The organism is Flavobacterium sp. NPDC079362, from assembly GCF_050267765.1.
GTDB lineage: Bacteria > Bacteroidota > Bacteroidia > Flavobacteriales > Flavobacteriaceae > Flavobacterium > Flavobacterium azizsancarii.
This window is the reverse complement of sequence record NZ_JBNNFM010000002.1, coordinates 68907-95214: the sequence shown is the minus strand read 5'-3', so window position 1 is coordinate 95214 and position 26308 is coordinate 68907. Positions and strand designations below refer to the sequence as shown.

Sequence of the window (26308 nt, the reverse complement as noted above, 5' to 3'; positions counted from 1 at the left end):
AATTTTGATTTAAGGGATTCTCGCGTAATCTAAAAAACATAGAAAAATTAAAGCTGAAATCCATTTTTTGGAATTTTTCCTATAACTCCATCATAATGTTTTTTCAAGACTAATAAGTCGGCTTCATAATTTCCAGTAGGAAAAAAGGGTTTTCCTAAATTGACTTCTTTTTTGCTCCAATCAAAAGCAACCGGCACTATCGGTACATTTGCTTTAAGTGCAATATAATAAAAGCCACTTTTAATCTCAGTAACTTTTTTGCGCGTACCTTCAGGAGCAACAGCTAATCGAAAAACTTCTTTCCTTTTAAAAATAGCTGCAATCGAATCTACTTTATTCAATCCGCCGGAGCGATCTAATGGCTCACCTCCTACACTTCTAAAATAATAGCCAAAAGGAAATTTAAACAATTCTTTCTTTCCAACCCAGTTCATCTCTAATCCGGAGATTCCTCGGGTAAATATTCCTAAATAAAAATCATGATTACTTGTATGGGGCATCACCATCATTACACATTTTTTTACTTCCGCATTTTCAATACCTACTATTTTCCAGCCCATTAGCTTAAAAAAGATGAATTTATAGAATTGTTTCTTCATTAAAATTTATTTTTTGTTGCAAAATAAAAGATTTAAAGTGGTAAATTTGAGTAAAAGCATTTAAAATGATCCAAAAATTATTCAGTTATATCATTCCAATAAAAATATTTAAAAAAAAATCAGAAAGAAGTAAGATTATAGAAATTACGTGGTCAAATGGAGAATTGGTTCTGGATTCTGAGAACACCAATTATTCATACGGAAGTTTGCAGCGTATATTAAGGTACGGACTTAGGAATATTGGTTATGAGGCCATTCTTAAAATGGATCACATTTTATTATTAGGAGTTGCGGGCGGAAGTGTTATCAAAACATTAGTAGACGAAATTGATTATAAAGGAAAAATTACTGGTGTCGAAATTGATCCGGATATGATTCAGATAGCAAATCAGTATTTTAACCTTGATCAAATTAAACAATTGGAAATTATTATTGATGATGCTTTTGAATTTGTTTTAAAGACAAAAAATAAATACGATCTTATTATTATTGATATTTTTGAAGATATCAAAATGCCAAATTTTTTATTTGAAAGTTTTTTTAGCGGACGCATTTGTTCTCTTTTGCAAAATCAGGGTTTCGTTCTTTTTAACACTATGATTCTTGATGAAGCGCACAATGTTCGAAACCGAAAATATATTTCTGAAATAAATTCTGAATTATTTTCTTCAAAAATGCTGCCCAGGATAGAAGTGCATAATGAATTAATAATTATTGAAAAAGTTGCCTAAATTTTAAAATTGTATGAAACCTCTCGTCTCCATATTAAAAGCCTTACCACCTACTAAGATTATTGATGCTGATATTGATATTTCAAAATATATTCCGCTTGATTTATCAGTGACCAATCAGGAGCTGGTTCAGGTTAAACCTGAAAGTGCTGCCGAATTTGAAAATTTCATTTCAAATTATTTAGAAAAGAATAATGCCGAAGTAGCATTTGGCGGCTATATCGAAGGCCGGACATTGTATAAACGAAGTACAATCTTTAAAAATGATGCCATCCCTGAACGCAATATTCATATAGGTCTGGATTTATGGGCAAAAGAAAATACGTCAGTTTTGGCACCAATAAACGGAATAGTGCACAGCTTTAAGAATAATATTGGTTTAGGAGATTATGGTCCAACAATAATTTTAGAGCACATTATCGAAAATGAAAAATTTTATACTTTATACGGGCATTTATCGTTAGAAAGTATAGAAAACCTTAGTGTTGGAAAAGTTTTTAATAGAGGTGAAATCATTGGAACCTTAGGAAACTCTACAGTTAATGGCGATTACGCACCACATTTGCATTTTCAGATTATAAAAAATATTGAAGCATATTATGGTGATTATCCCGGAGTTTGTAATACAAATGATTTGAATTTCTATATAGAAAACTGCCCCGACCCCAACTTATTATTAAAAATTACTTAAATAGTTATGAAGAAAGCAGGATTGATTATATGTTTGTTGTTGTTAATTGGATGTAAATCGAAAACAATTAGTAGAGATACTGAAGATTTGAAGATTAAGAAAATTTCCAGTTCAGAAATTAATTCCAACCAACAGCAAAAAGCGTACGAATTAGGAAAAAGAGTTTTAGAAACTTGCAATACCTCTAAGTTTAAACCTTTTAATGAAACTGAAGTTACGGCATCGGTTAGGGAAAACACAACTGAGGAACGTCTGACCAAAACATGTCAGCGTTTTAGACAATATTACGGAAGTTTTATAGACTTAAAATTAGATGGCGTTTACAAAACTAAACAAGAGATTGTTTACCGTTATCGCGCCTTATACACAAAAAAAATAGCCAATAAAGAATTGCGCGTTTTTGTAAATGAAGATAATTTGGTTTCTTCCATTAAATCAATGGATTGGGACGAAAAATTTGATTCAAAACTAACTGAACAATAAAGTAACACTATGAATTTAAAATTGCCTTTTTTAATATTACTGTTAATTTCAACATTTGCAAATGCTCAGCAAACAATGAGTATAAAAGGATCAAAACCTTATCCTGCGACTGAGAATTATACTTTCATAGTCGAAAAATATGTTTATACAGGCGAAGCTAATGTTCAGATTGCAAAAACAGAAAAAGGAGGCGTTTTAAAATTAACCATTAAGACTACGGATGATAAAACCAGAATTTCCGGAGGTTTATACGTTGATTTGGCCAATGCCGATGTAATACCTTGTGTTGACAAAAATACCAATGAAAATGCCGATGGCACAACATCAACATATTATTATTTTACACCGGCCGAAATGGCAAAATTAAAAAAGAATGATATTAGAGGCATTAGATTTATCCTAAAAGGAAGCTCTAATGCATTTGGAGATCAAACCGGATATTTTACCGCCTTAAATAAAATGACATATTTTTCTACGGCTTTCGATAAATCTAAAAAATCATTTGATACTGCAGCAGCGATTAGCGCTTTGTAAATAAATTATTTTGATCTAATAAATCCTATATTTATACTTTTAATTTATTCCTTATGGATGCTAACGAAGCTTTGATCACAAAATTTTATACTGCTTTTGCAAATAGCGATGCTAAAACTATGAGTGAATGTTACCATCCTAAAATTCATTTTACAGATCCTGCTTTTGGTTTGCTAAAAGAAAATCAGGTTTCTAAAATGTGGGAAATGCTAATTTTAAAAAGCAAAGGAAATATTAAAATAGAGTTTTCAGATATAAAAGCAGATGATTTTTCAGGCTCAGCGAAATGGGTTGCTTCCTATAATTTTAGTAAAACCAATAGAAACGTAGTCAATAAAATCACGGCAAAGTTTACTTTTCAAGACGGATTAATCATCACGCATATTGATAGTTTTGATGTTTGGAAATGGTCTAAACAGGCTTTTGGTCCTATGGGTTATTTGTTAGGCTGGACAGGCTTTTTTCAGAAGAAAATTCAGCAACAAGCCTTATTGTCACTCAAAAAATTTCAGGAATCCAAATAATTTCTATAACTTAGAAATTCAAAAATACGCACATTAGCTAAAATATATTTTTAGTCTTTATCAATATATCTGCCACTCTTAAGAATTTGCTTGCTTGTTACTAGTTTTGTTGAGTTAATCGTGTTTTAATCTTGAATTACTATGAAAGAACTTGTACACAAAAAATTAAACCAGCTGCAGGCAACAGCAATTTGCGGAAATGATATTAGCTCTTCTTGTTTGTATGTTTCAGCATTAACTATTTTATATGCAGGTCAGTATGCCTGGATTTCTTTATTAATTGTTGCAATTGTTTTATTCTTATTCAGAAAAATTTATGGAGAAGTTGTTGGTGCAATTCCTTTAAACGGTGGTGCTTACAATGTTTTATTAAATACATCGACAAAACGATTGGCATCATTGGCTGCAACATTAACCGTTTTGTCTTATATGGCAACAGCAGTAATTTCGGCATCAGAAGGAATGCATTATCTGCACGGAATTTTTCAAAGTTTAGATGTAACCATTGCAACAGTTGTTGTTTTAATTCTGTTTACCGGACTTGCAATTTTAGGAATTGGCGAATCTGCATTTGTTGCGGTTATTATTTTTATAACCCATCTGGCAACTTTAAGTTTACTTGTTCTGGCATCGTTGTGGTTTGTCCTGAATAATGGTTTAGAAACTTTTTATATCAATTGGCAAGCCCCCATTGCATACGGAAATATAAAAACTGCGCTTTTTCTGGGATTTTCGGCAGCAATGCTTGGAATCTCAGGTTTTGAAAGTTCAGCCAATTTTGTTGAAGAACAAGAGCATGGGGTTTTTCCAAAAACACTGCGAAATATGTGGGCGATCGTAAGTTTCTTCAATCCTGTAATAGCTATTCTATTAATAAGTATCATTCCGCTTGCAGAAGTTGGCGAAAACAAACAAGCACTCCTTGCCTATTTAGGACAAACAACCGGCGGATCCTGGTTGGCATGGTTAATTTCTATCGATGCCGTTTTAGTATTATGCGGAGCTGTACTTACTTCCTTTGTTGGGGTTTCCGGATTATTAAACCGAATGACATTGGATAGAATTCTTCCCAATTATTTCCTGAAACAAAATAAAAGAGGTTCGCATTATCGAATCGTTATCAGTTTTTTAGTCCTTTGTATTTCTGTGCTTTTTGCTACCAGCGGACACTTAGAATCATTAGCCGGTGTTTATACATTTTCATTTTTGGCTGTAATGGCATTATTCGGAATTGGAAATTTATTACTTAAATTTAAGCGTAAAAAATTACCAAGACCTGAGCGCGCGCGCGGGATTGCAGTAGTTGTAGCAGTTTCATTTATTATCGCCGCTTTTATCGGGAACATGAAATTGAATATCAATTCATTTTATACATTTCTAAAATACATGGTTCCCTCTTTGATTTTTATCGGAATCATGCTCAATCGTGTCATTTTAATTCGGCTATTAATTCAAGCTTTAGAATATTTCTATCAGCCTTTACGAAAAATGGTAATTCTAAGTAATCGTTATTTACAAAAACTTAGTGTCGAAATAAATTCGCAGGAATTTGTTTTTTTTACCAAAGGCGATGATATTGCTATTTTAAATAAAGTGCTTCAATATGTTCAGGGAAACGAAACGACAAATAAATTAAAGATCGTATATGTAACAAACAATACTTCAAGAAACGAAGCTTTAATAAAAGATCTCGAAGTTCTTGATCGCGCTTACGACGAAATAGATTTGGAATATCTCGAAATACAAGGTGTTTTTGGTCCTGAAATAATAGACGAATTATCCAAAAAATGGAAAATCCCAAAGAACTTTATGTTTATAGGTTCGCCCGGAAATAAATTCTCTTACAGAGTTTCTGATTTAGGCGGAGTTCGTTTGATTATGTAATTGTATATGTTCCGTAGCAGATAAATCAGGTTTTCAAGACTTTTAGTCCCGCTTTCGCCTTTATCTTTGTTCGTTCCTCTCAAAGGATACCGCCAATATCCTACCGTCTGGACACAAGCACAAAACAAACACGAATTTCACTAATTGACACTAATTTAGTTTGTGGAATTAATTTCACAAACTAAATTAACCTATTAAAATTTGTGCAAATTCGTGACCCGAGACTGAAAGTCGAACAGGCGAAGCAAATTCGTGTTCAAAATTGATTAATAATATATTTGTATCCAGACAGTAGGGCTCTATCTGGGCTAATCCAAAAATTTATTATTCATAAGAACCAAAAAAAAGGAGTTTGCAAACTAGATTGATTTTTAACCTGCAATTTTATGAAAAAGATCCTTTTTACCACAAAGATCTCAAAGCTTTTAAATTAAGCACTTTTATAAAAACACAAAGTTCGCAAAGCTTTGTATTAAATTAGCTTTGCGAACTTTGCGAAAAATCTTAGCACCCTTTGCGGTTAAATTTAAGTTCCTAAAATAAAAACTTTAAGATTAAAAAACATTACGAATTAAACCAACCAGCAACCAATTCATCCTCAAATGAATTTGCGTTTTTATGAATAAACTCGTTCGTGTTTTTATTATACGAATAATCCAAAGCCCATAATTCATGGTTTTGAGCTAAATCTTTAATGCTTTCGCAAACAAAAGCAATTTCTTTATCAGTCGTAGTTGGGTGAATTGACATTCTGATCCATCCCGGTTTTTTGATTAAATCGCCAATAGTAATTTCATCAACCAATTTATTTGAAGTTTCCTGATCTACATGCAGTAAAAAATGTCCATACGTTCCCGCGCAGCTGCATCCTCCCCTGGTTTGAATTCCAAATTTGTCGTTCAGTAATTTTACTCCCAGATTAAAATGTAGATTTTCTACAAAAAACGAAATTACACCTAAACGATTCTGGTGCTGTCCTGCCAAAATTTTAATATTAGAAACAGGATTCAATTCGTTAAAAACGTAATCAACAATTTCATGCTCACGCTGCAGAATATTTTCGATCCCCATTTCTTCTTTCAGCTCGATGGCCAGTGCAGTTTTAATAACCTGCAGGAAACCTGGAGTTCCACCGTCTTCACGATCCTCGATATTATCGATATATTTATGTTCTCCCCAAGGATTTGTCCAGCTTACCGTTCCTCCGCCCGGACAATCAGGAATCATATTATTGTATAGTTTTTTATTAAAGATCAAAACGCCTGAAGTTCCCGGGCCTCCCAAAAATTTATGAGGAGAAAAGAAAATAGCATCAAGATAAGATTCAGGATCTTCAGGATGCATATCAATTTCGACATAAGGTCCTGAACAAGCAAAATCTACAAAACAAACTCCGTGATGTTTGTGCATTAATTTTGCAGCTTCATGAAAAGGAGTTTTTAATCCCGTAACATTTGAGCATGACGTAATCGAAGCAATTTTGATTGTTCTGTCAGCATATTTTTCTAATAATAAAGCTAAATTATCCAAACAAAAAAGCCCTTTTTCACAAGACGGAATAATCTCAACATCAGCAATCGTCTCTAACCATGAGGTTTGGTTAGAATGATGTTCCATATGCGAAATAAAAACAATTGGCTTTTTTTCTGCCGGAACATTAATAAAGTCTTTTAAATTCTCAGGGATTTTAAGACCTAAAATACGTTGAAATTTATTAACAACACCCGTCATTCCGGTTCCGTCTGTAATTAAAACATCATCATTATTGGCATTTGTATGACGTTTGATGATATTTCTGGCATGATGGTATGCTTTTGTCATGGCAGTACCTGACACAGTTGTTTCTGTATGTGTATTGGCTACAAAAGGCCCAAAATCATTCAGAAGTTTATCTTCAATAGGGCGATATAACCTTCCGCTGGCAGTCCAATCAGTATAAATGATCTTTTTTTTGCCATAAGGTGAAGTAAATTCCTGCTCAATTCCAACAATATGTTGTCTAAAATCCTGAAAATAAGTTTCTAAAGTGATGGTACTATTTTTGCTATTCATTAGTGTGCCTGTGTTTGATTGCAAATATATTGCTTTTTAATAGAATTGCGAATTTATCAATTGTAAACTTCAAATATTAAATAACCAATTGATATATTTAATTAAACAGCTTATTTATTAGCAATTTATCATAATATTCTATCGGATTAATAGGGCAATAGAAACTTAACAATACTATTTTATGGAAAATTTATCAATAGCTACTTTTGGTGGTGGATGTTTTTGGTGTATTGAGGCTGTCATTCAGCGTTTAAAAGGAATAGAATCCTTGAAGTCAGGATACTCCGGAGGTTTTATTAAGAATCCGCCTTATCGCGAAGTTTGTACTGGCAGAACCGGTCATGCCGAAGTGATACAAGTTACTTTTAACCCTGACATAATTTCATATCATGATCTCATTTTCATATTCATGACAAGTCACGATCCTACTACCCTTAATCGTCAGGGAGCTGATGCAGGAACGCAATATCGTTCTGTCGTATTATATCATGATGCTGAACAAAAGGAAATAGCTGAAAAAGTTTTTGAAGAAGTTACACCTTTATACGAAGATCCAATCGTAACTGAATTGATCCCTCTTGAGGTATTTTATGAAGCCGAAGAAGATCATCAAAACTATTACAATAACAATCAGGACGCCCGTTATTGCCAGATCGTAATTGATCCGAAAGTACAGAAATTAAAAAAAATGTACGCAGATAAATTGGTTGACTAATAAAAGTTTTTGCTGCAGATTAGAAAGATTGCAATGATTTTCCTTACTTACTTTTAAATCTATCAAAGATTTAAAAAGAATCATTTTAATCTGTATAATCTGTGGCTTAAAAAATTATCCAGATGAAAAATTTAAAAATAAATAACAGATTTACTGCCGAATTACCTGCAGATCCCAACGAAACCAATGAAACTCGTCAGGTTTCTAATGCGGTTTTTTCTTATGTAAATCCAACAAAACCGTCTAATCCTAAACTTATTCATGCTTCTAAAGAAGTAGCTGAACTGGTAGGTATTTCTAAAGATGAAATTAAGTCTGAAGCTTTTTTGAATACTTTTTCCGGAAAAGAAATTCTTCCTGAAACACGTCCGTATGCTATGTGTTATGCTGGGCATCAATTTGGGAACTGGGCTGGACAATTGGGCGATGGCCGGGCTATTAATTTAACCGAAGTCGAACATAATAACGATTTTTTTACACTTCAATTAAAAGGAGCAGGAAAAACACCGTATTCCAGAACTGCTGATGGTTTAGCGGTTTTGCGCTCTTCTGTCAGAGAATACCTTTGTGCTGAAGCAATGTATCATTTAGGAGTTCCTACTACCCGATCGCTTTCGCTGATGTTATCAGGTGATCTAGTTTTACGTGATATTTTATACAACGGAAATCCAGCATACGAAAAAGGTGCAATTGTTTGTCGTGTTGCTCCTTCTTTTATTCGTTTTGGAAGTTTCGAAATGCTGACAGCCAGAAATGAACTCAAAAATTTAAAAGATTTTACAGAATACAATATCAAACATTATTTTCCGGAAATTAAAGGTGAACCTAAAGAACAGTATTTGCAGTTTTTTAAAACAGTAGCTGACAAGACCCGCGAAATGATTCTACATTGGCAGCGTGTTGGTTTTGTACATGGTGTTATGAATACAGATAACATGTCGATTCACGGTGTTACAATTGATTATGGTCCTTATGGCTGGCTGGAAAACTATGACCCAAATTGGACGCCAAATACTACGGACAGTCAAAATAGAAGATACCGTTTTGGAAATCAGCCTCAAATTGCTCAATGGAATTTATATCAATTAGCAAATGCTCTTTATCCGTTAATTAACGAAGCTGAGCCTTTAGAAAAAATATTGGAATCATTTTTTACTGATTTTGAATCTGATTATAAAACAATGTTTTTAAGCAAATTAGGTGTTTTTACTTTAAGTAAAAATGACGATAAATTAATTACTGCTTTAGAAACAGTTTTACAATTATTTGAAACTGATATGACAATCTTTTTTAGAAATTTAAGCACAATTCAAAAGATAGATTCAGTCGAAACTGCAATAGAAAAAATTAAGAATTCCTTTTATATTCCTGAAGAAATTTCAGGAGATATTCTCGATTCCTGGAAAAAATGGTTTGCTGTTTATCTCGAAAGATTAAAAACCGAAGAGTTGTCAGATGAAAATCGTTCAGAAAAAATGGATGCAATAAATCCAAAATATGTACTGAGAAATTATATGTCTCAATTGGCAATTGATGCCGCTGATCAAGGCGATTATTCTTTGATAGACGAATTGTATTTATTATTGCAAAAACCATACGATGAACAGCCGGAATATGAAAAATGGTTTGCAAAACGACCGGATTGGGCACGATCTAAAGTGGGCTGTTCTATGCTTTCTTGTAGTTCATAAGCTGACGAGTATTTCGAATTTGCTTGAAGCCAGTAAGATTTCTTTTTGCCACGAATTCAACGAATTAGCACTAATTGATTCAGTAAGATTGTCTCATTGAGCGAAGTCGAAATGCGTAAAGTGTTCTCTGCTTCGCTTGAAATGACAGTAATATCATTTTTTTTGCCACGAATTTCACGAATTCGTACTAATTTTTTATTTGAATTACTAAAAAATAATTCACTTGTTCGTTATCGCGAAACTCATGGCAAACTTTTTTTACTCATAAGTAATGTAATCCACGATCATATTGGCATGAATACGGGAATTTTCTATGAACCATTTATGCGTCTGCATTCCGCCGCAAACAACTCCTGCCAAAAACAAACCTTTTATATTTGTTTCCATTGTTTCAGGATTGTACATTGGCGTTTTTAATTCATCATCTGATAATTGAATCCCCATTTTCTCAAGAAAAGTCAAGTCTGGTTTATATCCTGTAAGTGCTAAAACAAAATCATTTTCTATCGTAATTTTTCCATTTGGAGTTTCTATCTCTACTTCCTTTTCCCTGATTTCAGAAATATTAGATTCGAAATAAGCTGTAATACTACCTTCTGCAATTCGGTTTTCGATATCAGGTTTTACCCAGTATTTCACCCGATTATTGATTTCGTTTTTGCGAATAACCATCGTCACATTTGCTCCTTTTCTCCAGCACTCCAAAGCGGCATCAACTGATGAATTATTTGCGCCAACAACTAAAATATTTCTAAAAGCATATTCATGAGCTTCCTTATAATAGTGTCGCACTTTTGGTAATTCTTCGCCTTTTATATTCATTAGGATCGGAAGATCATAGAAACCTGTTGCTATTACAACATTCTTTGCTTCATAGGAAGATTTATCTGTTGTAATTTTAAAAAGTAAATTCTCTAATTTTTCAACCTGAGTTACTTTTTCAAACAAATGAATTGAAAATTTAAAATAACGATGAATGTTTCTGTAATATTCTAAAGCTTCTTGTCTACCAGGTTTTGGTGCGAGACAATTAAACGGAATATCCCCGATCTCCAGTCTTTCAGCTGTTGAAAAAAAGGTCATATACAAAGGATAGTTGAAAATACTATTTACAATTGCTCCTTTTTCGATAATTAAGTAACGTAAGTTTTTCTTTTGAGCCTCGATTGCACAAGCTAATCCAATAGGACCGCCTCCAACAATGATCAAATCATATTGTTCTGTCATAACTCTTTATTTTCCCCATTGTTTAAAAGGATTTTTACTCAAATAAGCATTGTAATATCTTTCGTCATTTGTTACTTCTTCTCCCAGCCATTCCGGTTTTTCGAATATTTCGTCTTCAGATGCTAATTCAATTTCTGCCATAATTAAACCTTCGTTTTCTCCGTAAAATTCATCGACTTCAATAATATGATTTCCTGATTTTATTTCAAAACGGGTTTTTTCTATTTTGCCTTTTTCGCATAATTTAAGCAGCTCTTGTGCTTCGTCAAGAGGTATTTCATTCTCCCATTCAAAACGTGACATTCCACCTTGCTGACTAATTCCTTTTATCGTAATAAAGCCTTTATTGCCTTTAATTCTAACTCTGACAGTTCTTTCAGGAACGGAACTTAAATATCCCTGCGCTATTTTATTTTGAGTAAAAGACTGCTCTTTAAAATCAGCTGATTTTACGAGAAATTTTCTTTCTATTTCGACCATTTCGCTTCCTTATATTAATTTTTTATGCAAGTTACTCAATTTAGTTCAGTCCTAAAATGGAGATTTATTAATATATCATGTTTTTAAGTCACACTTGTAAACAACTCAAAATTAAATAGATAAGTTGAAAATATCTGATTATTAATGTATTCTGTATTTATTTTTTTGTTAAATTTGATAGAATCTTAACTTCATTCCTTATGTCTAAAAAAGCACTTTATCTATTAGGCATTGCAATAACAATCATTTTGGGTACTTTTTTGTATGTGAAATTTTGTTGCAATTGTACTATGAAAACACCAACAGTTGATACCGAAAAAGTACCGGTTGTTGTGGCTCAGGACGCTATTTTTGTCCCTTTTATTCTAAATGGTTCAGGAATTGATTATCATACCAATGATAATATCAAGTTCCTTAAAAACAGTTTTGCAGTAGTTCTGCCTGTTAGTGATTCTGTATCAATTGGAATTGAAAATCTTAAAACATTTTTAATTGCAAATCCAAAGCAAAAAATAACCATAACGGGTTATGCTACATCTGACGAAAAAAACACGACAAGTTTTGAGAATCTCGGTCTTGCGAGGGCAAATGATATTAAAAAATATTTTGTCTCTAAAGGTTTATTAGCTTCTCAGTTTGATACAAAAGGAACAATAACGGACAAATGGAAAACAAGTTCTGATACACTATTAGGACCTGCGGAATACAAATTTGAAGCTTTAGAAGCTGCTCCCGCCGTATCAACTGATGAATGGGTGATTTTGAAGGATAAAATTAATGGTGATCCGCTAATTCTGCATTTCAACACTAATAAATCAAGTGATAAATTAACTGATGTTGAGAAACAAAAAGTGGCAGATTTAGTAAAATATATGGAACAAGTAAAAGATGCGCTTATTTTAGCTGTTGGACATACTGATGATGTTGGTAATCGCGATTCTAATGTTGCTCTTGGTCAAAAACGTGCCGAATTTTCTAAAAATTACTTATCTAAAAAAGGTATTGACGGCGCTCGTATCACGATAGAATCAAAAGGTCCGGATGAACCAATTGGCGAAAATACAACTAAAGAAGGTAAAGCAAACAACAGAAGAACTGTAATTACTATCAAATAATTAATCAAAAATGTACTATTATGAATATACCTTGTATCTTAATACCTGCACTAGTGGGGTTAATCTGTGGAATTTTAGGTTACTTACTGGGAAAAATGAATTCGAAAGGAGATGATTCTCTTGCATTGTCATTACAAACTGACTTAGATGCGTGCAAAGCAAACACAAGAAGTTTAAATGCTAAAATTTCCTCCCTCGAAGCTGATTTGGCATCAAAAGCTTCTATTAGTACACCTACACAATCTTTTGCCTCTAATGTTGCCACTGGAATATTATTCGATGGTGCTTTGGCAGCAACTGTTTATGGCAAAAAAATAAAAGAAAATGATCTGAAGGTTGTCGAAGGAATTGGTCCTAAAATCGAAGCGTTATTTAATGCTGCAGGAATTACCACCTGGCGTGAATTATCAGAAACTCCAACTGAAAAACTACAATCTATTTTAGATGCCGGCGGCGAAAACTTCGCAATTCACAATCCAAGTACCTGGGCAAAACAAGCCTTGTTGGCGTATCAGGGAAAATGGCAGGAATTAAAAGACTGGCAACAAAATTTACTTGGAGGAAAAGAGTAAAAAAATAATTTTAAAGGTTCAAAGGTACAGATTTACAAAGGTTAAAAGGCTTTGTACTCTGTACCTTTTTTAATGTGGAATTTTCAGCTTTTTTTTTATGAATTTTCCAAAAAAGAAGCGTTCCATTTTTTACTTGTATTGTACCATAATTTTCCTTGTGAAACTTCAAGCGGGCAATCAAAATTATTGGTATAAAGTGCTCCGGTTCCCAGGCCTTGCGGCATTTTTGAATTTTGAGTGAATGTCCATTGTGCAATCGCATTTAGTCCAATATTACTTTCTAATGCTGAAGTAATCCACCATCCTATTTTAAATTTTTCTGCTAAATCAATCCATTCTTTTGTCCCTTTGAAACCACCAACAAAACTTGGTTTAAGAATGATGTATTGAGGCTTAATTTCCTGTAGCAATTTTTCCTTTTCCTCCAGGGAGAAAACACCAATTAATTCTTCATCCAAAGCGATAGGAAATGGAGTATTTTTACACAAACTTGCCATTGCATCAATATTTCCTTTTTTTATAGGTTGCTCTATACTATGTAATTGAAATTGATTTAATTGATTCAGTTTTTCTAAAGCTTCACTTAAAGCAAAAGCGCCATTGGCGTCCACTCTTATTTCTATTTGATCTGCGGAAAAATGGGATCTTATAAAACGTAATAATTCTAACTCTTTATCGAAATCTATAGCACCAATTTTAAGTTTAATACAATTAAAACCATCTGCTAATTTTTCTTCGATTTGCTGTTTCATATACGCCTCCTCGCCCATCCAGACTAAACCATTTATGGTAATTGATTTAGAATTATTAGTAAAATCAGATGGAAACAATAGGAATGGATTTTTACTGTTAAGGGATAAAAAAGCCATTTCGATTCCGAATTGTATCGACGGAAATTCTAATAATGCTTCCCAAAGAGCTGTTTCTCCCAAATGTATATTCTGGCAAGTCCAATTGAGTTTTGCTTCGTAATCGTCGCGATCATCGGCACTTAAACCACGGAGAATTCCGCACTCGCCTATTCCTTTTTTTCCGTTTTCCTCAAGGACAATAAACCATGTTTCTTTTTCGGTCATAACACCCCTGGAAGTTCCGGAAGGGCGTTTAAACTCTAACATGTATTTGTGGTAAGTTGCTTTCAAAATATCTTATTTTTTGGCCACAGATTGCACAGATTAATTTTTTTTTTAAACATTAGATGTTTTATTTTTTTTACCATTAAGAGATTAAGAAAATTAAGAAGAAATGCTTAATTTTCTTAATGGCTTAATGGCTCGTTTAAAATAATTATATTTAATATTTCGTTACTCTTTTTAATCTGTGTAATCAGTGGCGAAATTTTTATTAATTGTATAATTTTAAAACTCTTTCAAAATCTTTTGATGGCAGACCTGCTTTCTCAAAAACTGTGAAGTCTTGTTTTGTTTTTTCTTTCCAGCTTAAACTGTCTGTAACATTTTGTGTCTGGTATTTTTTATAGATTGCTTTTGCTTCACTGTAATCATCACTCACTAAATAAACATGTGCCAGATTTAATTTTACCAATAACTCTGTGTCATCTAACTTTTCGCCTTCTTTTAGAAATTTTATTGCTTTTGCGTATTGCCTGGTCAAAATATAGCAATATCCAATAGAGCTATAATCGATCGCAGTTGCTTTTCCGTCATTAATAATGACATTCAGCTTTTGAATCGCTTCGTTGTATTTTTGCAGTTTTATTAAAATCGAAACCTGAGTTCTTAAGTCGTTGTAAACGTTTTTAGAAATATCAGCATCTTTATAACAGTTGTTTCCAAAGTCTTTATAAGCTTTATTTTTTTCTATTGGCAATAATTTCTGAAACTCGGAATAACGGTATTGTTTGCTGATTTTATCAAGTATACAAACACAAAAATCATCAGAATTGGCCATTTTCTGAGCCATCGTAGAAGTTTTACAAAGACTTATAATCTCATTTTTATTGTCCTGATTCCATCCTCGATTTAATTTTGTGTCTACCCATGGCACAACTTCTAAGACAATTTTTTGATTTAAAAGCCAGTTTTTGCTATGAAAACCAAACCAGATTGTATTGATGTCTTGTCCTAAACAAGATGATTTATCGAGAGATAATCGTTTAGCATCTTTACTCAGTGCAACTTCCTGAGCATAACATGCCTTATCAGTTTTACCATCTGCAACGTATTTCTTTGCATTTTCATTTGAAGTAAAAAGTGCATATGTACAGGTATCGTCGCCAGAAATTTTAGACATTAAAAAAACTGCTCCCGCAGATCCCTGGCTAATTCCGGTGGGATCGGGAATTGACTTTAATATTGAAACCAAACTATTTGACATTTGTTGATTTTCGTCTAAAAGTGTAATTCTATATACGATTTCTGTAGTGCCAACTGGTAGATCTTCTGTTTTTAGAAGAATTCTGTCTCGTGCCGAAACTATAATTTCCTTTGTTGTAGCGCGCTCTTTGTCCCAATAACCATCTTTTTGAGCGAAAGAATTGTATGATGATACAACGAAAAGAAATAAAAATATTTTCTTGAAATTCATTTTCTATAAATTTTAAAACCTAATTTGCTTTCAATATGTTTTCTGTAAATCTAACCCAATCATAATCCTTAATAGTTTTATCAATGTAAAAATCTGGCTGAATACCTTTTTGATCAACTTCCATATCTGGAATTCTTAAACTTTTTGAAAGCGAATATCCCAGTTTTAAATCTTTGCACGGAAAATCAACAAAATGCATGTTAGAAATATCCAAAACACCTTCTGTTGTAGTTCCAAAAAGTTTTACTTTTTTACTTTGCCTGGCTATCAACAAGAACTCTTCTGCTGTGCTTCCATTATTTTCATTGATAATAATACCAATGTTTTTTGGATTTTTATAAACGATATCTAACTTGCTTTCCTCAACTGCGCTATCGTCCAGATTTACAAATTTACCCATATTAGCATTTAATTTCTCTAATCCTTTTCTTGCCCACTCTTTATCTTCGGGAGACCATTCAGGATTTGCTATAAATTCGTCCATCCTTTTATTATTCTGGACTGTAGATAAATATTCTGTACCAACCGTTCTGATTGGATTTGTGTATAGATATGGGATTATTTCTCTGAAAGTAGCGTCAGACCCTCCTCCATTATTCCTTACATCAATTATTAAATTTTCTTTTGACAAAATTACTTTTTGGTTTGCTGCAAGTATACTGTCAATGGCTTTTTTATTGGAATAATTAAATGACGGTATACGTAATAAAACTGTCGAACTTGATATTTCTTTAAGAAATGGTTTTTGGGTCATTAGTGACTCAATATAATTGGTTATTTCCATGTTGTTCTCCTGATAATCAGGAAAACTTCTATTTAACGAGACAAAGCCCATTTTTAAAAAATTATTTCCAATAAGCTTAGCTTCATTAAATTGTTGAGCGGAATAATCTCCTAAATAGTATACCGCACTATATTTCTTGTCAGGACTTTCTTTTATTTTAAATTTTACCTGATATTGCTCCCATTTTGTGCCTTTTGCATCTAGAATATAGCCAATATATTCGTTACTTCTTTTTACAATTCCGATAGTATAAGGTGCAGAAATCCAGATACCTTCAAATCCGGGTTGTGACATATTTGATAGATTCTTTTTTAATTCATCTTCAGTTATTTCTACTTTCTCCCATTTTTTTTCAGATTCAGTATTGGTTTTAGGAAGTGATTTGTTTACAAGATCCTGGTTTATCGTTAAAGATAAATGTCCTGGTCGGAAAAATAACATCCAATCAAATAATACATTTCTGCAATCGTTCAAATCTTTTATCTTTTTTACTTTTTTGCTAAAAAGATTATTATGATTTTGATACTCAGTCAATCCCTTTTTGTCAATTACATATTGAAAACCGGCATCGTTTTCTTCGAAGTTTTTTTTGAGCCAGTTAAAATTATCTTCACATGAGCATTTTTGTGCAAAAGCGGCATTTGAAACAATAATAAAAACAAACAAGAAAACTGTCCTTAAATTCATACCTATGTAATTTGATTGGTTGATTGCATCATGCTTTTAATCCTTTTTTGGGCTTCTTCTTTTGTAATACCATCATAATAATCTTTTACAAAGGGATGCTCGGAATCTTTATGAGGGAAAATTTCAGGTCTGTCATTACCGGTTTTTGTAATAACTGTTGTTGTAATGCTTTCAGGAAATTCATATTCTGGAATATAACTCGAAAGCCAGCCAAAATATTGTGTTTCATGGTTTTCATTATCAAAGTTTTCAAGATAATCGTCAAAACTTTTTTCGCTTAATGAAACCCAAAAACCATATTCCAGGTTTTCGCAATGATCTTTTACTTTTTGAACTAGAACGACTCTTATAAATCGGTCAATGTCATTATCAGCATATTTAACGACACAAAAATCCTGATCAATTACTGCAATCTCTTCTTTTTCCTGAGGGGAAAGATTACTATAACTATAAGGGGAATTATAAGTTATTGCGGGCCAGCTTTCATGTTCTTTGCCGCAACAATCGCAAATGAATTTAATCGTATCGTTCATGTAAATTTCTTATGAAAACTAAAATTATAGCCCCGATAGAGGTGGTATCCTTTTTTGAGAAGATTTTTTATCTTCTCAAAAAAGATATAGCCGAAAGCGGGAAACAGCTCCTTAAAAAATTCTAAAAAGCCTGCCACGATCTTAATTATTACAATTCAATTGATTCTCCTATTTCAAGAAGCATCAAGTCTTTTCCTTTATCAAAAAATTGACGAATAGCATCTTCATGATTGATTTCGATGTAACCAAAAGTATCAAAATGATATCCAAGGATTTTGTCGCATTCAATAAAGTCTGAAGCAATAATAGCGTCTTCGACATCCATTGTAAAGTTATTTCCTATTGGCAGAATTGCCAAATCTAATTTTGTTCGCAACGGAATCAGTTTCATATCGAAGGTTAGCGCTGTATCTCCTGCGATGTAGATATTTTTATGTTCGCTTTCGATCACAAAACCACCGGGATTTCCTCCATAAGTTCCATCTGAGAAGGAGCTTGAGTGAATTGCGTTTACGTATCTTACTTTTCCAAAATCGAAATTCCAGCTTCCACCGTGATTCATTGGGTGCGCTTTTAATTCTCTTTGAGCGTAGTAACTTGTAATTTCGGCATTAGAAACAATCGTTGCATTGGTACGTTTTGCAATAGCTTCAACGTCCAGAACGTGATCGCCATGTGCATGTGTAAGCAAAATATAATCTGCTTTTAGTGTATTTATATCAATTGCCGAAGCCTTTGGGTTTCCTGTAATAAAAGGATCAACAAGAATGTGTTTCCCTCCCACTTCAATGCCTAATGATGCGTGTCCGTAAAATGTAATTTTCATTTTGTTTAAATTTTAAAGTTGAACTTTTGTTTTATCTTCCGCCTAAGAAAAGGTTAACAATAATGTCTGAAATCAACGAAATCATACATACTGTGAGTAAAATCGAAAGTAAAAATGTACTCAATGCGAGTATTTTTAATTCCGGATCTAAAAGCTTAGGATCTTGATTTTTATAAACGGTAATTAAATGTTTGGTTAAAGGTATATAAGCTAATAAAAATAAATACTGATCGAAATTATAATCGCTTAAAATGGCAAAAAGCACCACTGCTACCATAGCGGTAATGATAAGCGTAAAATGATATATTTTGGCTTTTGCCCCGCCCATTTTAACAACGATTGTGTTTTTTCCTGATTTTCGATCTGATTCTTCATCACGCATATTATTAAGATTTAAAACCCCTACGCTTAATAAACCAATGGCAACTGCAGGAAGAATTAAAAGCGGATCAATTTCTTTAGAATATAAAAAGTTCACTCCTAAAGTACTTACTAATCCGAAGAATACGAAAACAAACACATCGCCTAATCCTTTATATCCGTAAGCAGAATTACCTACTGTATAGCGAATTGCTGAAACGATGGCAGCTATTCCCAGCAATAAAAAGAAAATTGAATAACCGAAATTGGTTTCGCCAAAGGCAAAATAAATTAAGGTAATGGCAGACAATAAAGTCAATACAGCTGTAATTGTTATCGCTTTTTTCATGGCCTGAGGTGTAATAACTCCACTCTGAATAGCACGCTTTGGCCCTACTCTGTCTTCGTTATCTGTACCTTTTACACCATCTCCGTAATCATTGGCAAAATTGGATAAAACCTGTAAACCTAATGTTGTTAATAATGCAAAACCAAAAATTTTCCAGCTGAATACTTCTGTCGGTGTATCAATGGTTGCGGTTGGATTTGAAAGCGCGTAAATACTTCCAACTATAATTCCGGAAACTGATAAAGGCAATGTGCGCAATCGTGCGGCTTCAATCCAATGTTTCATGCGTATTTTTTGTTAAATTTATTTTCAGGTTTCAAATTACGAAACCTGGAACTTGGAACTATTTTATTTTTTTATGGCAACCATTTGTTTTCGCCAAAGTTTGGTTTTCTTTTTTCTAAGAAAGCATTTCTTCCTTCTTTTGCTTCTTCTGTCATATAAGCAAGACGGGTTGCTTCTCCGGCAAAAACCTGTTGACCAACCATTCCGTCGTCGGTTAAATTCATTGCAAATTTTAGCATTTTGATCGAAGTTGGTGATTTTTGAAGAATTTCCTGCGCCCATTCGTATGCAGTATCTTCTAACTCATCGTGTGGAATAACAGCATTTACCATTCCCATATCCATAGCTTCCTGCGCTGAATAGTTTCTCCCTAAAAAGAAAATCTCACGTGCTTTTTTCTGACCTACCATTTTTGCCAGATAAGCAGATCCGTAACCACCGTCGAAACTAGTTACATCAGCATCTGTTTGTTTAAAAATGGCGTGTTCTTTACTGGCCAATGTCATGTCGCAAACTACGTGTAAACTATGTCCGCCGCCAACTGCCCAACCCGGCACAACTGCAATGACTACTTTTGGCATAAAGCGAATTAAACGCTGCACTTCAAGTATATTCAAACGATGTTGTCCGTCTTCGCCAACGTAACCCTGATGTCCGCGAGCATTTTGATCGCCTCCGCTGCAAAAAGAATAAACACCATCTTTAGTCGATGGCCCTTCTGCCGAAAGCAACACTACTCCTATCGAAGTATCTTCTTGTGCATCGTAAAAAGCCTGGTATAATTCTGAAGTTGTTTTAGGACGAAAAGCATTTCTAACATTTGGTCTGTTGAAAGCAATTCTTGCAACCCCGTTACATTTTTTATAAGTTATATCTTCAAATTCTCTGGCAGTTATCCAATCCATTTCTATTTGTTTTATTTTAAATAATTATAGTGTAAAAATAAAGCATTTTTATATTTTTACCTACTCAATTTAATTTAAGTCTGTGAGAAAATGACTTCTAATGTTAACAATTGGTGCCTGCCGACAAAAAATAACATTTTTTAACATTAGTTTCGAAAAATAATAAGTAATTTTACACCCTAGAAATCAATGAGATACATTTTATTTCGTCGATTTTAGATTGATTTTCTTTCACTGATTTATTAACCTAAAAAATGATTTTTTTGAGAAAATTTAAAAAATTTGTCGCTCATTTTTTTACGGTTTTTATTAGTAAACCCTTAAATAATGAGCAAATGATTTATTCATTTGTTGAAACTTCGAAAAGGAGAAAGTAACACCTAAGGTTAAATGCTGGAATTGTTTAGTAATTAGTATATAATTGATTACGAAAAGAGGAAAAAATGCTAACTAAAACTTTCTATAAGTTATTTTATCAAACCAAATGGACAACCGTGAACTTGATGTTTCGCTTTTAATATGAATGTATAGATTGTTTAAAGACATACCGATTCAGGAAGTAATTTCTAAAATTTTTAAAGCTGTTATTTTTTGAATGGATTCGAATTTATTTTATTTCTGTTTTTTTTTAATTACAATTTTTTTTTAAAACTAGAATAAAAAGGGAAAGGCTACTTGTAATGAGTAGCCTTTCCTGTTATTAGTTAAAACTCCAAATTCCAATATGAACGTTTATATTGGAATTTGATTTCAAATACTAGTTACTCTGATTAAGCAAACCTCGCTTAATCTTTTTCTCAGCAAATACAACATAGCGAACGGTTTCAACCATTTGGACACAATATTTTAGCACAACCCGTCCCCAAGGTTGAAACCTCGGGCTATGATTTAAATAAATTCCAAATTTTTTAAATTCCAAATTCCAATGTAAGCGTTAATATTGGAATTTGAGATAAAGTACTAGTTAAACTGATCAAGTAAATATCATTTAATGTTTTTATCAGCAAATACAACATAGCGAACGGTTTCAACCGTTTGAACATAATATCTTAGCATAACCCGTCCCCAAGGTTGAAACCTCGGGCTATGTTTTAAATAAATTCCAAATTTTTTAAATTCCAAATTCCAATGTAAGCGTTAATATTGGGATTTGTGTTCAAATACTAGTTAAACTGGTCAAGTAAATCTTGTTTAATATTTTTCTCAACAAATACAAACATAGCGAACGGTTTCAACCGTTTGGACACAATATTTTAGCATAACCCGTTCCCAAGGTTGAAACCTCGGGCTATGTTTTAAATGTGATGCAAATAAATTCCAAAATAAAAAATTTCCAAATTCCAATATAATCGTTATTATTGGAATTTGATCTTAAATACTAGTTACTCTGATCAAGCAAACCTCGCTTAATCTTTTTCTCAGTAAATACAAGCATAGCGAACGGTTTAAACCGTTTGGACAATATTTTATCATAACCCGTTCCCAAGGTTGAAACCTCGGGCTATGTTTTAAATGTGATGCAAATAAATTCCAAAATAAAAAAATTCCAAATTCCATATGTACGTCTCGTATTGGAATTTGGAATTTTTTTATTTTGGAATTTTAATCTTTTTAATTGTTTTCTTTTACAAGATAAATCCCATCGTCTTTAATTTCAATGAGTTTGTCTTTATATAAAGCTCCAATCGCTTTTTTGAAAGTCTTTTTACTCATTTTCAGAACTGTTTTAATATCTTCCGGGTGCGAAGCGTCATTTAGACGTAAAAAACCGCGATTGGCTCTTAATTCGTCTAGTATCTTCTCTGCGTTTGGTTCAATACTCTGATAACCTTGTACTTGCAAAGCCACATCTATTTTATTGTCAGGACGAATATTTTTTATAAATCCTATCATTCTGTCTCCGGTTCTGATCGCGTCATCGTAAACTTCGTCTTTGTACAACAATCCTTTGTGCTGCTCATTGATAATCACATTGATACCTAATTCGGTAATATGCGAAACGATCAAATCAACTTCTTCTCCTTTTTCAACCGTCAGGTTTTCATTGCTTAAAAATTGATTCAATTTACTTGAAGCTACCAAACGATTGGTTTTTTCGTCCATGTAAAGGTAAACGAGGTAACGTTTTCCTTTTTCCATAGGGCGGGCTTGTTCCTTGAACGGAACGAGAATATCTTTTTCCATTCCCCAGTCCATAAAAGCACCAACCTGATTGGTGTAATTCACTCTTAAAAGAGCAAATTCATTCAATAAAATATAAGGTTCAAGTGTTGTTGCGACCGGGCGTTGTTCGTGGTCCAAATAAACAAAGACGATTAATTCCTCGCCTATTTCAAATTCATTGGGAACGTATTTATTGGGTAATAAAATATCGTGAATCCCTTCCGGATCTTCTTCAGGATTTCCTAAAAATAAACCAACTTTGGTATCACGTAATATAGTAAGGGTATTGTATTTTCCTATTTCAATCATATTCTTGAGATTCTAAGCTAAAAAGTAGCTGAGTTTTTAAAGTGCAAATGTACGAAGTTTGAAAATGGTACGACGAAAAATGTTTTGCATAAATAATGAAGAAAGATCTTTTTTCGGATTTCTCTTTTTTTAATTAAATTTGAGCATCTAAAATTAATTCCAAATCAATGAAAAAACCTCTTTTTTATTCTGTTTTTGCTTTTCTGTTTTTTACTCAGATTGCCCTTTCTCAAGTTGCCGAAGATCCGGAGATAAAAAAAATGATAACCGAAATTAAAGCCGAAAATCTGGAAGCGACTGTTCGTAAGCTAGTCTCTTTTGGAACAAGGCATACACTAAGTGATACTAAAAGTAAAACTAAAGGAATTGGCGCCGCACAGCAATGGGTGAAATCTGAGTTTGACAAATATGCTTTAGAGTCTAACGGAAGATTAACTGCTACAATTGATTATTTTACTGTAAAAGCAGATGGAAAACGTATCAATAAAGACAGTGAGCTTGGTAATGTAATGGCAACCTTAAAAGGAACTGATCCAAATGACAATCGTGTCCTTATTATAAGCGGACATCTTGATTCCAGGGTTTCAGACGTTATGAATATAAAATCAGATGCTCCGGGTGCAAATGATGATGCGTCAGGAGTTGCTGCTGTAATGGAACTGGCTAAAGTAATGAGTAAAAGAGCATTTTCTGCTACGATTATCTTTGTTGCTGTAGTCGGTGAAGAACAAGGTCTTATTGGTGCTCGTCATCTTGCAGAAACAGCCAAAGCAGCAAATTGGAATGTCATTGCAATGCTAAACAATGATATGATTGGAAATAGTCTGTCAAGCGGAACAAATTTGAGAGATAACACGCAAATAAGAGTTTTTAGTGAGACAATTCCGTTCATAGAGACTGAAGAGGAGGCTAAAATGCGTAAAGCAACAAATCGTGATAATGATAGTCCGTCGAGATTATTGGCGCGTTATATCAAAACTGCTACAGAACAATATGTAGATCAATTGACTGTGAAATTAGTATATAGAAATGACCGTTTTTTGCGTGGTGGCGATCATACACCATTCAGCCAGAATGGTTTCACAGCGGTTCGTTTTTGTGAAATGAATGAAAATTTCGATCATCAGCATCAGGATCTAAGAACAGAAAACGGCATTAAATATGGTGATCTCGTTGAATTTATGGATTTTGATTATCTAAGAAAAAACACCTGTTCTAATTTAGCCACTTTAGCCAACTTAGCATCGTCACCAAAAGCACCGATTAATGTAGGTATAGAAGTTAAAAACCTTTCTAATTCTTCGACTCTGTCCTGGAATGCTCCTGATGAAAAAGCACAATTTGGCTATCAAATTTTGATGAGAGAAACGGCATCGTCTCATTGGGAAAAAACTTTTTTTGTAAAAGATACAAAGGCAGAAATACCCTATTCTAAAGATAATTACTTTTTTGCTGTTCAAGCGGTTGATGCTTTAGGACACGCAAGTTTACCTGTATTCCCTATTCCAATTCGTTAAGTATAAAATATAAAAGCGCCAATAGGCGCTTTTTTTATTATAGAAATATACTCTGATATTTTCTGTATTGTAATATAAAATCTTACGTTAGCTCTTTAAAATATTGTTTTAGAACAACATCATTTTCAAAAGTTGGTGTAAAAATTTCTAAGATACACGGTTTATCATTCGCTTCGTATAACGCTTCGATATTCCTGGTTAGAGAATCTTCATTAGTTGCCGAAAAATAATTCATCTGATACATCTTAGCCAAATGTTCAGCTGTTAAGTTATGAGAAGTTTCGAAAAAAGTATTAAAAACGGGCTTCTCTTCATGTCCCGGAAGAATTCTAAAAATGCCTCCTCCTCCATTATTAATTAAAATAATTTTGAAATTTTCAGGAATATAAGAATTCCACAAGGCATTGCTGTCGTAGAGAAAACCAATATCTCCGGTAATAAATACAGTTTGTTTTCCACTTCCAACAGCAGAACCGATAGCCGTTGATGTACTTCCGTCAATACCACTTGTTCCTCTGTTGCAAAAAACTTCTATAGACGGATCGATATCTATTAATTGAGCATAACGAATTGCAGAACTATTACTAATTTGCAATTGACTTTGTATAGGTAAACTCTCAATTACTTTTTCGAAAACTTTGAAATCTGAAAACTGAATTTTACTAAGATATTCGTTTCTTCGAATTTTTCTTAACTCATAAATTTTATCTGTTTCGGCAAAATAAGTACTTTCTGTAAAAGCGGTTTTAGCAAGCAATTCTTTGAAAAAATCATTGGGCTGCATCACAAAATGCTGCGTTAAAGCACTAAAAGTGTCATATGCGCGCAAAGTATCAATATGCCAATGTTCTTTTGGTTTGTATTTTCGTAAAAATGCCTTGATTCGTTTAGAAACGATCATTCCGCCAAAAGTAATTAAAATTTCCGGCTGAAAAGCTTTAAAATCAGCATCATCAAATGGCGTAATTAAAGTATCTATACTATTAATAAAACTTGGATGATGCAAATTTGATGTTGTTTCTGTCAATACAACAATTGACGGATCATGGGCTAAGTTATCTATTGTTTCCTGATCAATACTATTTGCTTCATCAACGCCAACAAGAACAAGCTTTCTTTTGGCTGAATTCCAAAGTGAAGTAAAATCTTCTAAATTTTCGATAATTTTTGTACCTATAATTTCCTCCGAATGTGTGATTTTTGATTGTACAGAAAGTCTATCAACCATTTCGTATAATGGTTCTTCGAATGGAGCATTAATATGAACCGGACCTTTTTGAAGAATAGCGGTTTCGATTGCTTTATTGATTTTTAAATCATTTTCAACAGAAGCATCTTCGGTCAAATTAGCATTGAAAACAGAATGGTTCTGAAAAACATTCTCCTGACGAATCGTTTGCCCGTCGCCAATATCAATCTTGCTTTGAGGACGATCTGCAGAAATCACGATTAATGGTATCTGGCTGTAAAATGCTTCTGCTACAGCAGGATAATAGTTCAACAATGCAGATCCTGAGGTACAAACAATTGCAGTTGGCAATTTGGTTTGTTGTGCAATTCCCAGTGCAAAAAAAGCTGCACAGCGTTCGTCAGCGATGCTGTAACATTTAAAATCAGGATTTTGAGCAAATCCTATCGTTAAAGGTGCGTTTCTTGATCCCGGAGAAATTATAATATTGGTGATTCCTTTTGCTGAACAAATTTCGATAATGCTTTGAGCAAGCGCTATTTTGGGGTAAATCATT

The 26308-nt window shown here is 33.2% G+C and carries 24 protein-coding genes; 11 read left to right on the top strand and 13 right to left on the bottom strand.

Going from position 1 to position 26308, the window contains the following annotated elements:
• Positions 1–47: 47 nt before the first annotated feature.
• Positions 48–599: a 1-acyl-sn-glycerol-3-phosphate acyltransferase gene (locus tag ACQKCJ_RS02610; RefSeq protein ID WP_271334818.1), complete on the bottom strand. Its 552-nt coding sequence runs from the start codon at positions 597–599 to the stop codon at positions 48–50.
• A gap of 65 nt (positions 600–664) precedes the next feature.
• Here ACQKCJ_RS02610 and ACQKCJ_RS02605 point away from each other — a divergent pair, with 65 nt between their 5' ends.
• The 6 genes from ACQKCJ_RS02605 (at position 665) to ACQKCJ_RS02580 (ending at position 5446) form a co-directional block, all read left to right on the top strand.
• Entirely contained in the window at positions 665–1330 is a 666-nt protein-coding gene (locus ACQKCJ_RS02605; RefSeq protein ID WP_271334771.1) for a spermidine synthase, read from the top strand.
• Positions 1331–1343: 13 nt separating this feature from the next.
• Positions 1344–2021, top strand: coding sequence for a peptidoglycan DD-metalloendopeptidase family protein (locus ACQKCJ_RS02600; RefSeq protein ID WP_271334770.1), 678 nt, complete (start codon positions 1344–1346; stop codon positions 2019–2021).
• 6 nt (positions 2022–2027) lie between these two features.
• Entirely contained in the window at positions 2028–2504 is a 477-nt protein-coding gene (locus tag ACQKCJ_RS02595) for a hypothetical protein (RefSeq protein ID WP_271334769.1), read from the top strand.
• 75 nt (positions 2505–2579) lie between these two features.
• Positions 2580–3038 carry a hypothetical protein gene (locus ACQKCJ_RS02590; protein WP_427401290.1) on the top strand — a complete coding sequence of 153 codons (459 nt, stop codon included), beginning with the start codon at positions 2580–2582 and terminating at the stop codon, positions 3036–3038.
• A gap of 53 nt (positions 3039–3091) precedes the next feature.
• Entirely contained in the window at positions 3092–3562 is a 471-nt protein-coding gene (locus tag ACQKCJ_RS02585) for a nuclear transport factor 2 family protein (RefSeq protein ID WP_271334767.1), read from the top strand.
• Positions 3563–3703: 141 nt separating this feature from the next.
• A complete protein-coding gene (locus ACQKCJ_RS02580; RefSeq protein WP_271334766.1) occupies positions 3704–5446 on the top strand; it encodes an APC family permease in 1743 nt (580 codons plus the stop codon).
• 564 nt (positions 5447–6010) lie between these two features.
• Here ACQKCJ_RS02580 and ACQKCJ_RS02575 read toward each other — a convergent pair.
• Positions 6011–7498, bottom strand: a complete 1488-nt coding sequence (locus tag ACQKCJ_RS02575) for an aminotransferase class V-fold PLP-dependent enzyme (protein WP_427401289.1) — start codon at positions 7496–7498, stop codon at positions 6011–6013.
• A 181-nt stretch (positions 7499–7679) separates the two neighbouring features.
• Between ACQKCJ_RS02575 and msrA the strand changes: the two genes are divergently transcribed.
• Entirely contained in the window at positions 7680–8213 is a 534-nt protein-coding gene (msrA, locus tag ACQKCJ_RS02570) for a peptide-methionine (S)-S-oxide reductase MsrA (protein WP_271334764.1), read from the top strand.
• 122 nt (positions 8214–8335) lie between these two features.
• Positions 8336–9904 (top strand): protein adenylyltransferase SelO, encoded by a 1569-nt coding sequence (locus ACQKCJ_RS02565; protein ID WP_427401288.1) that lies wholly within the window; start codon positions 8336–8338, stop codon positions 9902–9904.
• Between the two features lie 258 nt (positions 9905–10162).
• Here the strand turns inward: ACQKCJ_RS02565 and ACQKCJ_RS02560 are convergent, their stop codons facing one another.
• Together ACQKCJ_RS02560 and ACQKCJ_RS02555 are read right to left on the bottom strand one after the other, a co-directional pair.
• A complete protein-coding gene (locus ACQKCJ_RS02560) occupies positions 10163–11131 on the bottom strand; it encodes a YpdA family putative bacillithiol disulfide reductase (protein WP_427401287.1) in 969 nt (322 codons plus the stop codon).
• Between the two features lie 6 nt (positions 11132–11137).
• Entirely contained in the window at positions 11138–11611 is a 474-nt protein-coding gene (locus ACQKCJ_RS02555) for a CYTH domain-containing protein (protein WP_271334761.1), read from the bottom strand.
• Positions 11612–11901: 290 nt separating this feature from the next.
• Between ACQKCJ_RS02555 and ACQKCJ_RS02550 the strand changes: the two genes are divergently transcribed.
• Positions 11902–12726, top strand: a complete 825-nt coding sequence (locus ACQKCJ_RS02550) for an OmpA family protein (protein WP_427401286.1) — start codon at positions 11902–11904, stop codon at positions 12724–12726.
• A gap of 20 nt (positions 12727–12746) precedes the next feature.
• On the top strand, positions 12747–13298 hold the full coding sequence (locus tag ACQKCJ_RS02545) for a hypothetical protein (protein ID WP_427401285.1): 552 nt from the start codon (positions 12747–12749) through the stop codon (positions 13296–13298).
• Between the two features lie 95 nt (positions 13299–13393).
• Here ACQKCJ_RS02545 and ACQKCJ_RS02540 read toward each other — a convergent pair whose 3' ends face one another.
• The 8 genes from ACQKCJ_RS02540 to ACQKCJ_RS02505 form a co-directional block, all read right to left on the bottom strand.
• Positions 13394–14440, bottom strand: a complete 1047-nt coding sequence (locus ACQKCJ_RS02540; RefSeq protein WP_427401284.1) for an o-succinylbenzoate synthase — start codon at positions 14438–14440, stop codon at positions 13394–13396.
• A 202-nt stretch (positions 14441–14642) separates the two neighbouring features.
• Complete coding sequence (locus ACQKCJ_RS02535) at positions 14643–15845, bottom strand: tetratricopeptide repeat protein (protein WP_271334757.1); 1203 nt, start codon at positions 15843–15845, stop codon at positions 14643–14645.
• 19 nt (positions 15846–15864) lie between these two features.
• Positions 15865–17316, bottom strand: a complete 1452-nt coding sequence (locus ACQKCJ_RS02530) for a S41 family peptidase (RefSeq protein ID WP_427401283.1) — start codon at positions 17314–17316, stop codon at positions 15865–15867.
• A 2-nt stretch (positions 17317–17318) separates the two neighbouring features.
• A complete protein-coding gene (locus ACQKCJ_RS02525; protein ID WP_271334754.1) occupies positions 17319–17849 on the bottom strand; it encodes a DUF2199 domain-containing protein in 531 nt (176 codons plus the stop codon).
• Between the two features lie 148 nt (positions 17850–17997).
• Entirely contained in the window at positions 17998–18675 is a 678-nt protein-coding gene (locus tag ACQKCJ_RS02520) for a metal-dependent hydrolase (RefSeq protein ID WP_271334753.1), read from the bottom strand.
• A 31-nt stretch (positions 18676–18706) separates the two neighbouring features.
• On the bottom strand, positions 18707–19669 hold the full coding sequence (menA, locus tag ACQKCJ_RS02515) for a 1,4-dihydroxy-2-naphthoate octaprenyltransferase (RefSeq protein ID WP_427401282.1): 963 nt from the start codon (positions 19667–19669) through the stop codon (positions 18707–18709).
• Between the two features lie 71 nt (positions 19670–19740).
• Positions 19741–20574 carry a 1,4-dihydroxy-2-naphthoyl-CoA synthase gene (locus ACQKCJ_RS02510; protein ID WP_035681238.1) on the bottom strand — a complete coding sequence of 278 codons (834 nt, stop codon included), beginning with the start codon at positions 20572–20574 and terminating at the stop codon, positions 19741–19743.
• Positions 20575–22185: 1611 nt separating this feature from the next.
• Positions 22186–23046 (bottom strand): CvfB family protein, encoded by an 861-nt coding sequence (locus ACQKCJ_RS02505; RefSeq protein ID WP_271334751.1) that lies wholly within the window; start codon positions 23044–23046, stop codon positions 22186–22188.
• Between the two features lie 167 nt (positions 23047–23213).
• Here ACQKCJ_RS02505 and ACQKCJ_RS02500 point away from each other — a divergent pair, with 167 nt between their 5' ends.
• Positions 23214–24563 carry a M28 family metallopeptidase gene (locus ACQKCJ_RS02500; protein ID WP_271334750.1) on the top strand — a complete coding sequence of 450 codons (1350 nt, stop codon included), beginning with the start codon at positions 23214–23216 and terminating at the stop codon, positions 24561–24563.
• An 82-nt stretch (positions 24564–24645) separates the two neighbouring features.
• Here the strand turns inward: ACQKCJ_RS02500 and menD are convergent, their stop codons facing one another.
• Positions 24646–26307: a 2-succinyl-5-enolpyruvyl-6-hydroxy-3-cyclohexene-1-carboxylic-acid synthase gene (menD, locus tag ACQKCJ_RS02495; RefSeq protein WP_427401281.1), complete on the bottom strand. Its 1662-nt coding sequence runs from the start codon at positions 26305–26307 to the stop codon at positions 24646–24648.
• Between the last annotated feature and the right edge of the window lies 1 nt (position 26308).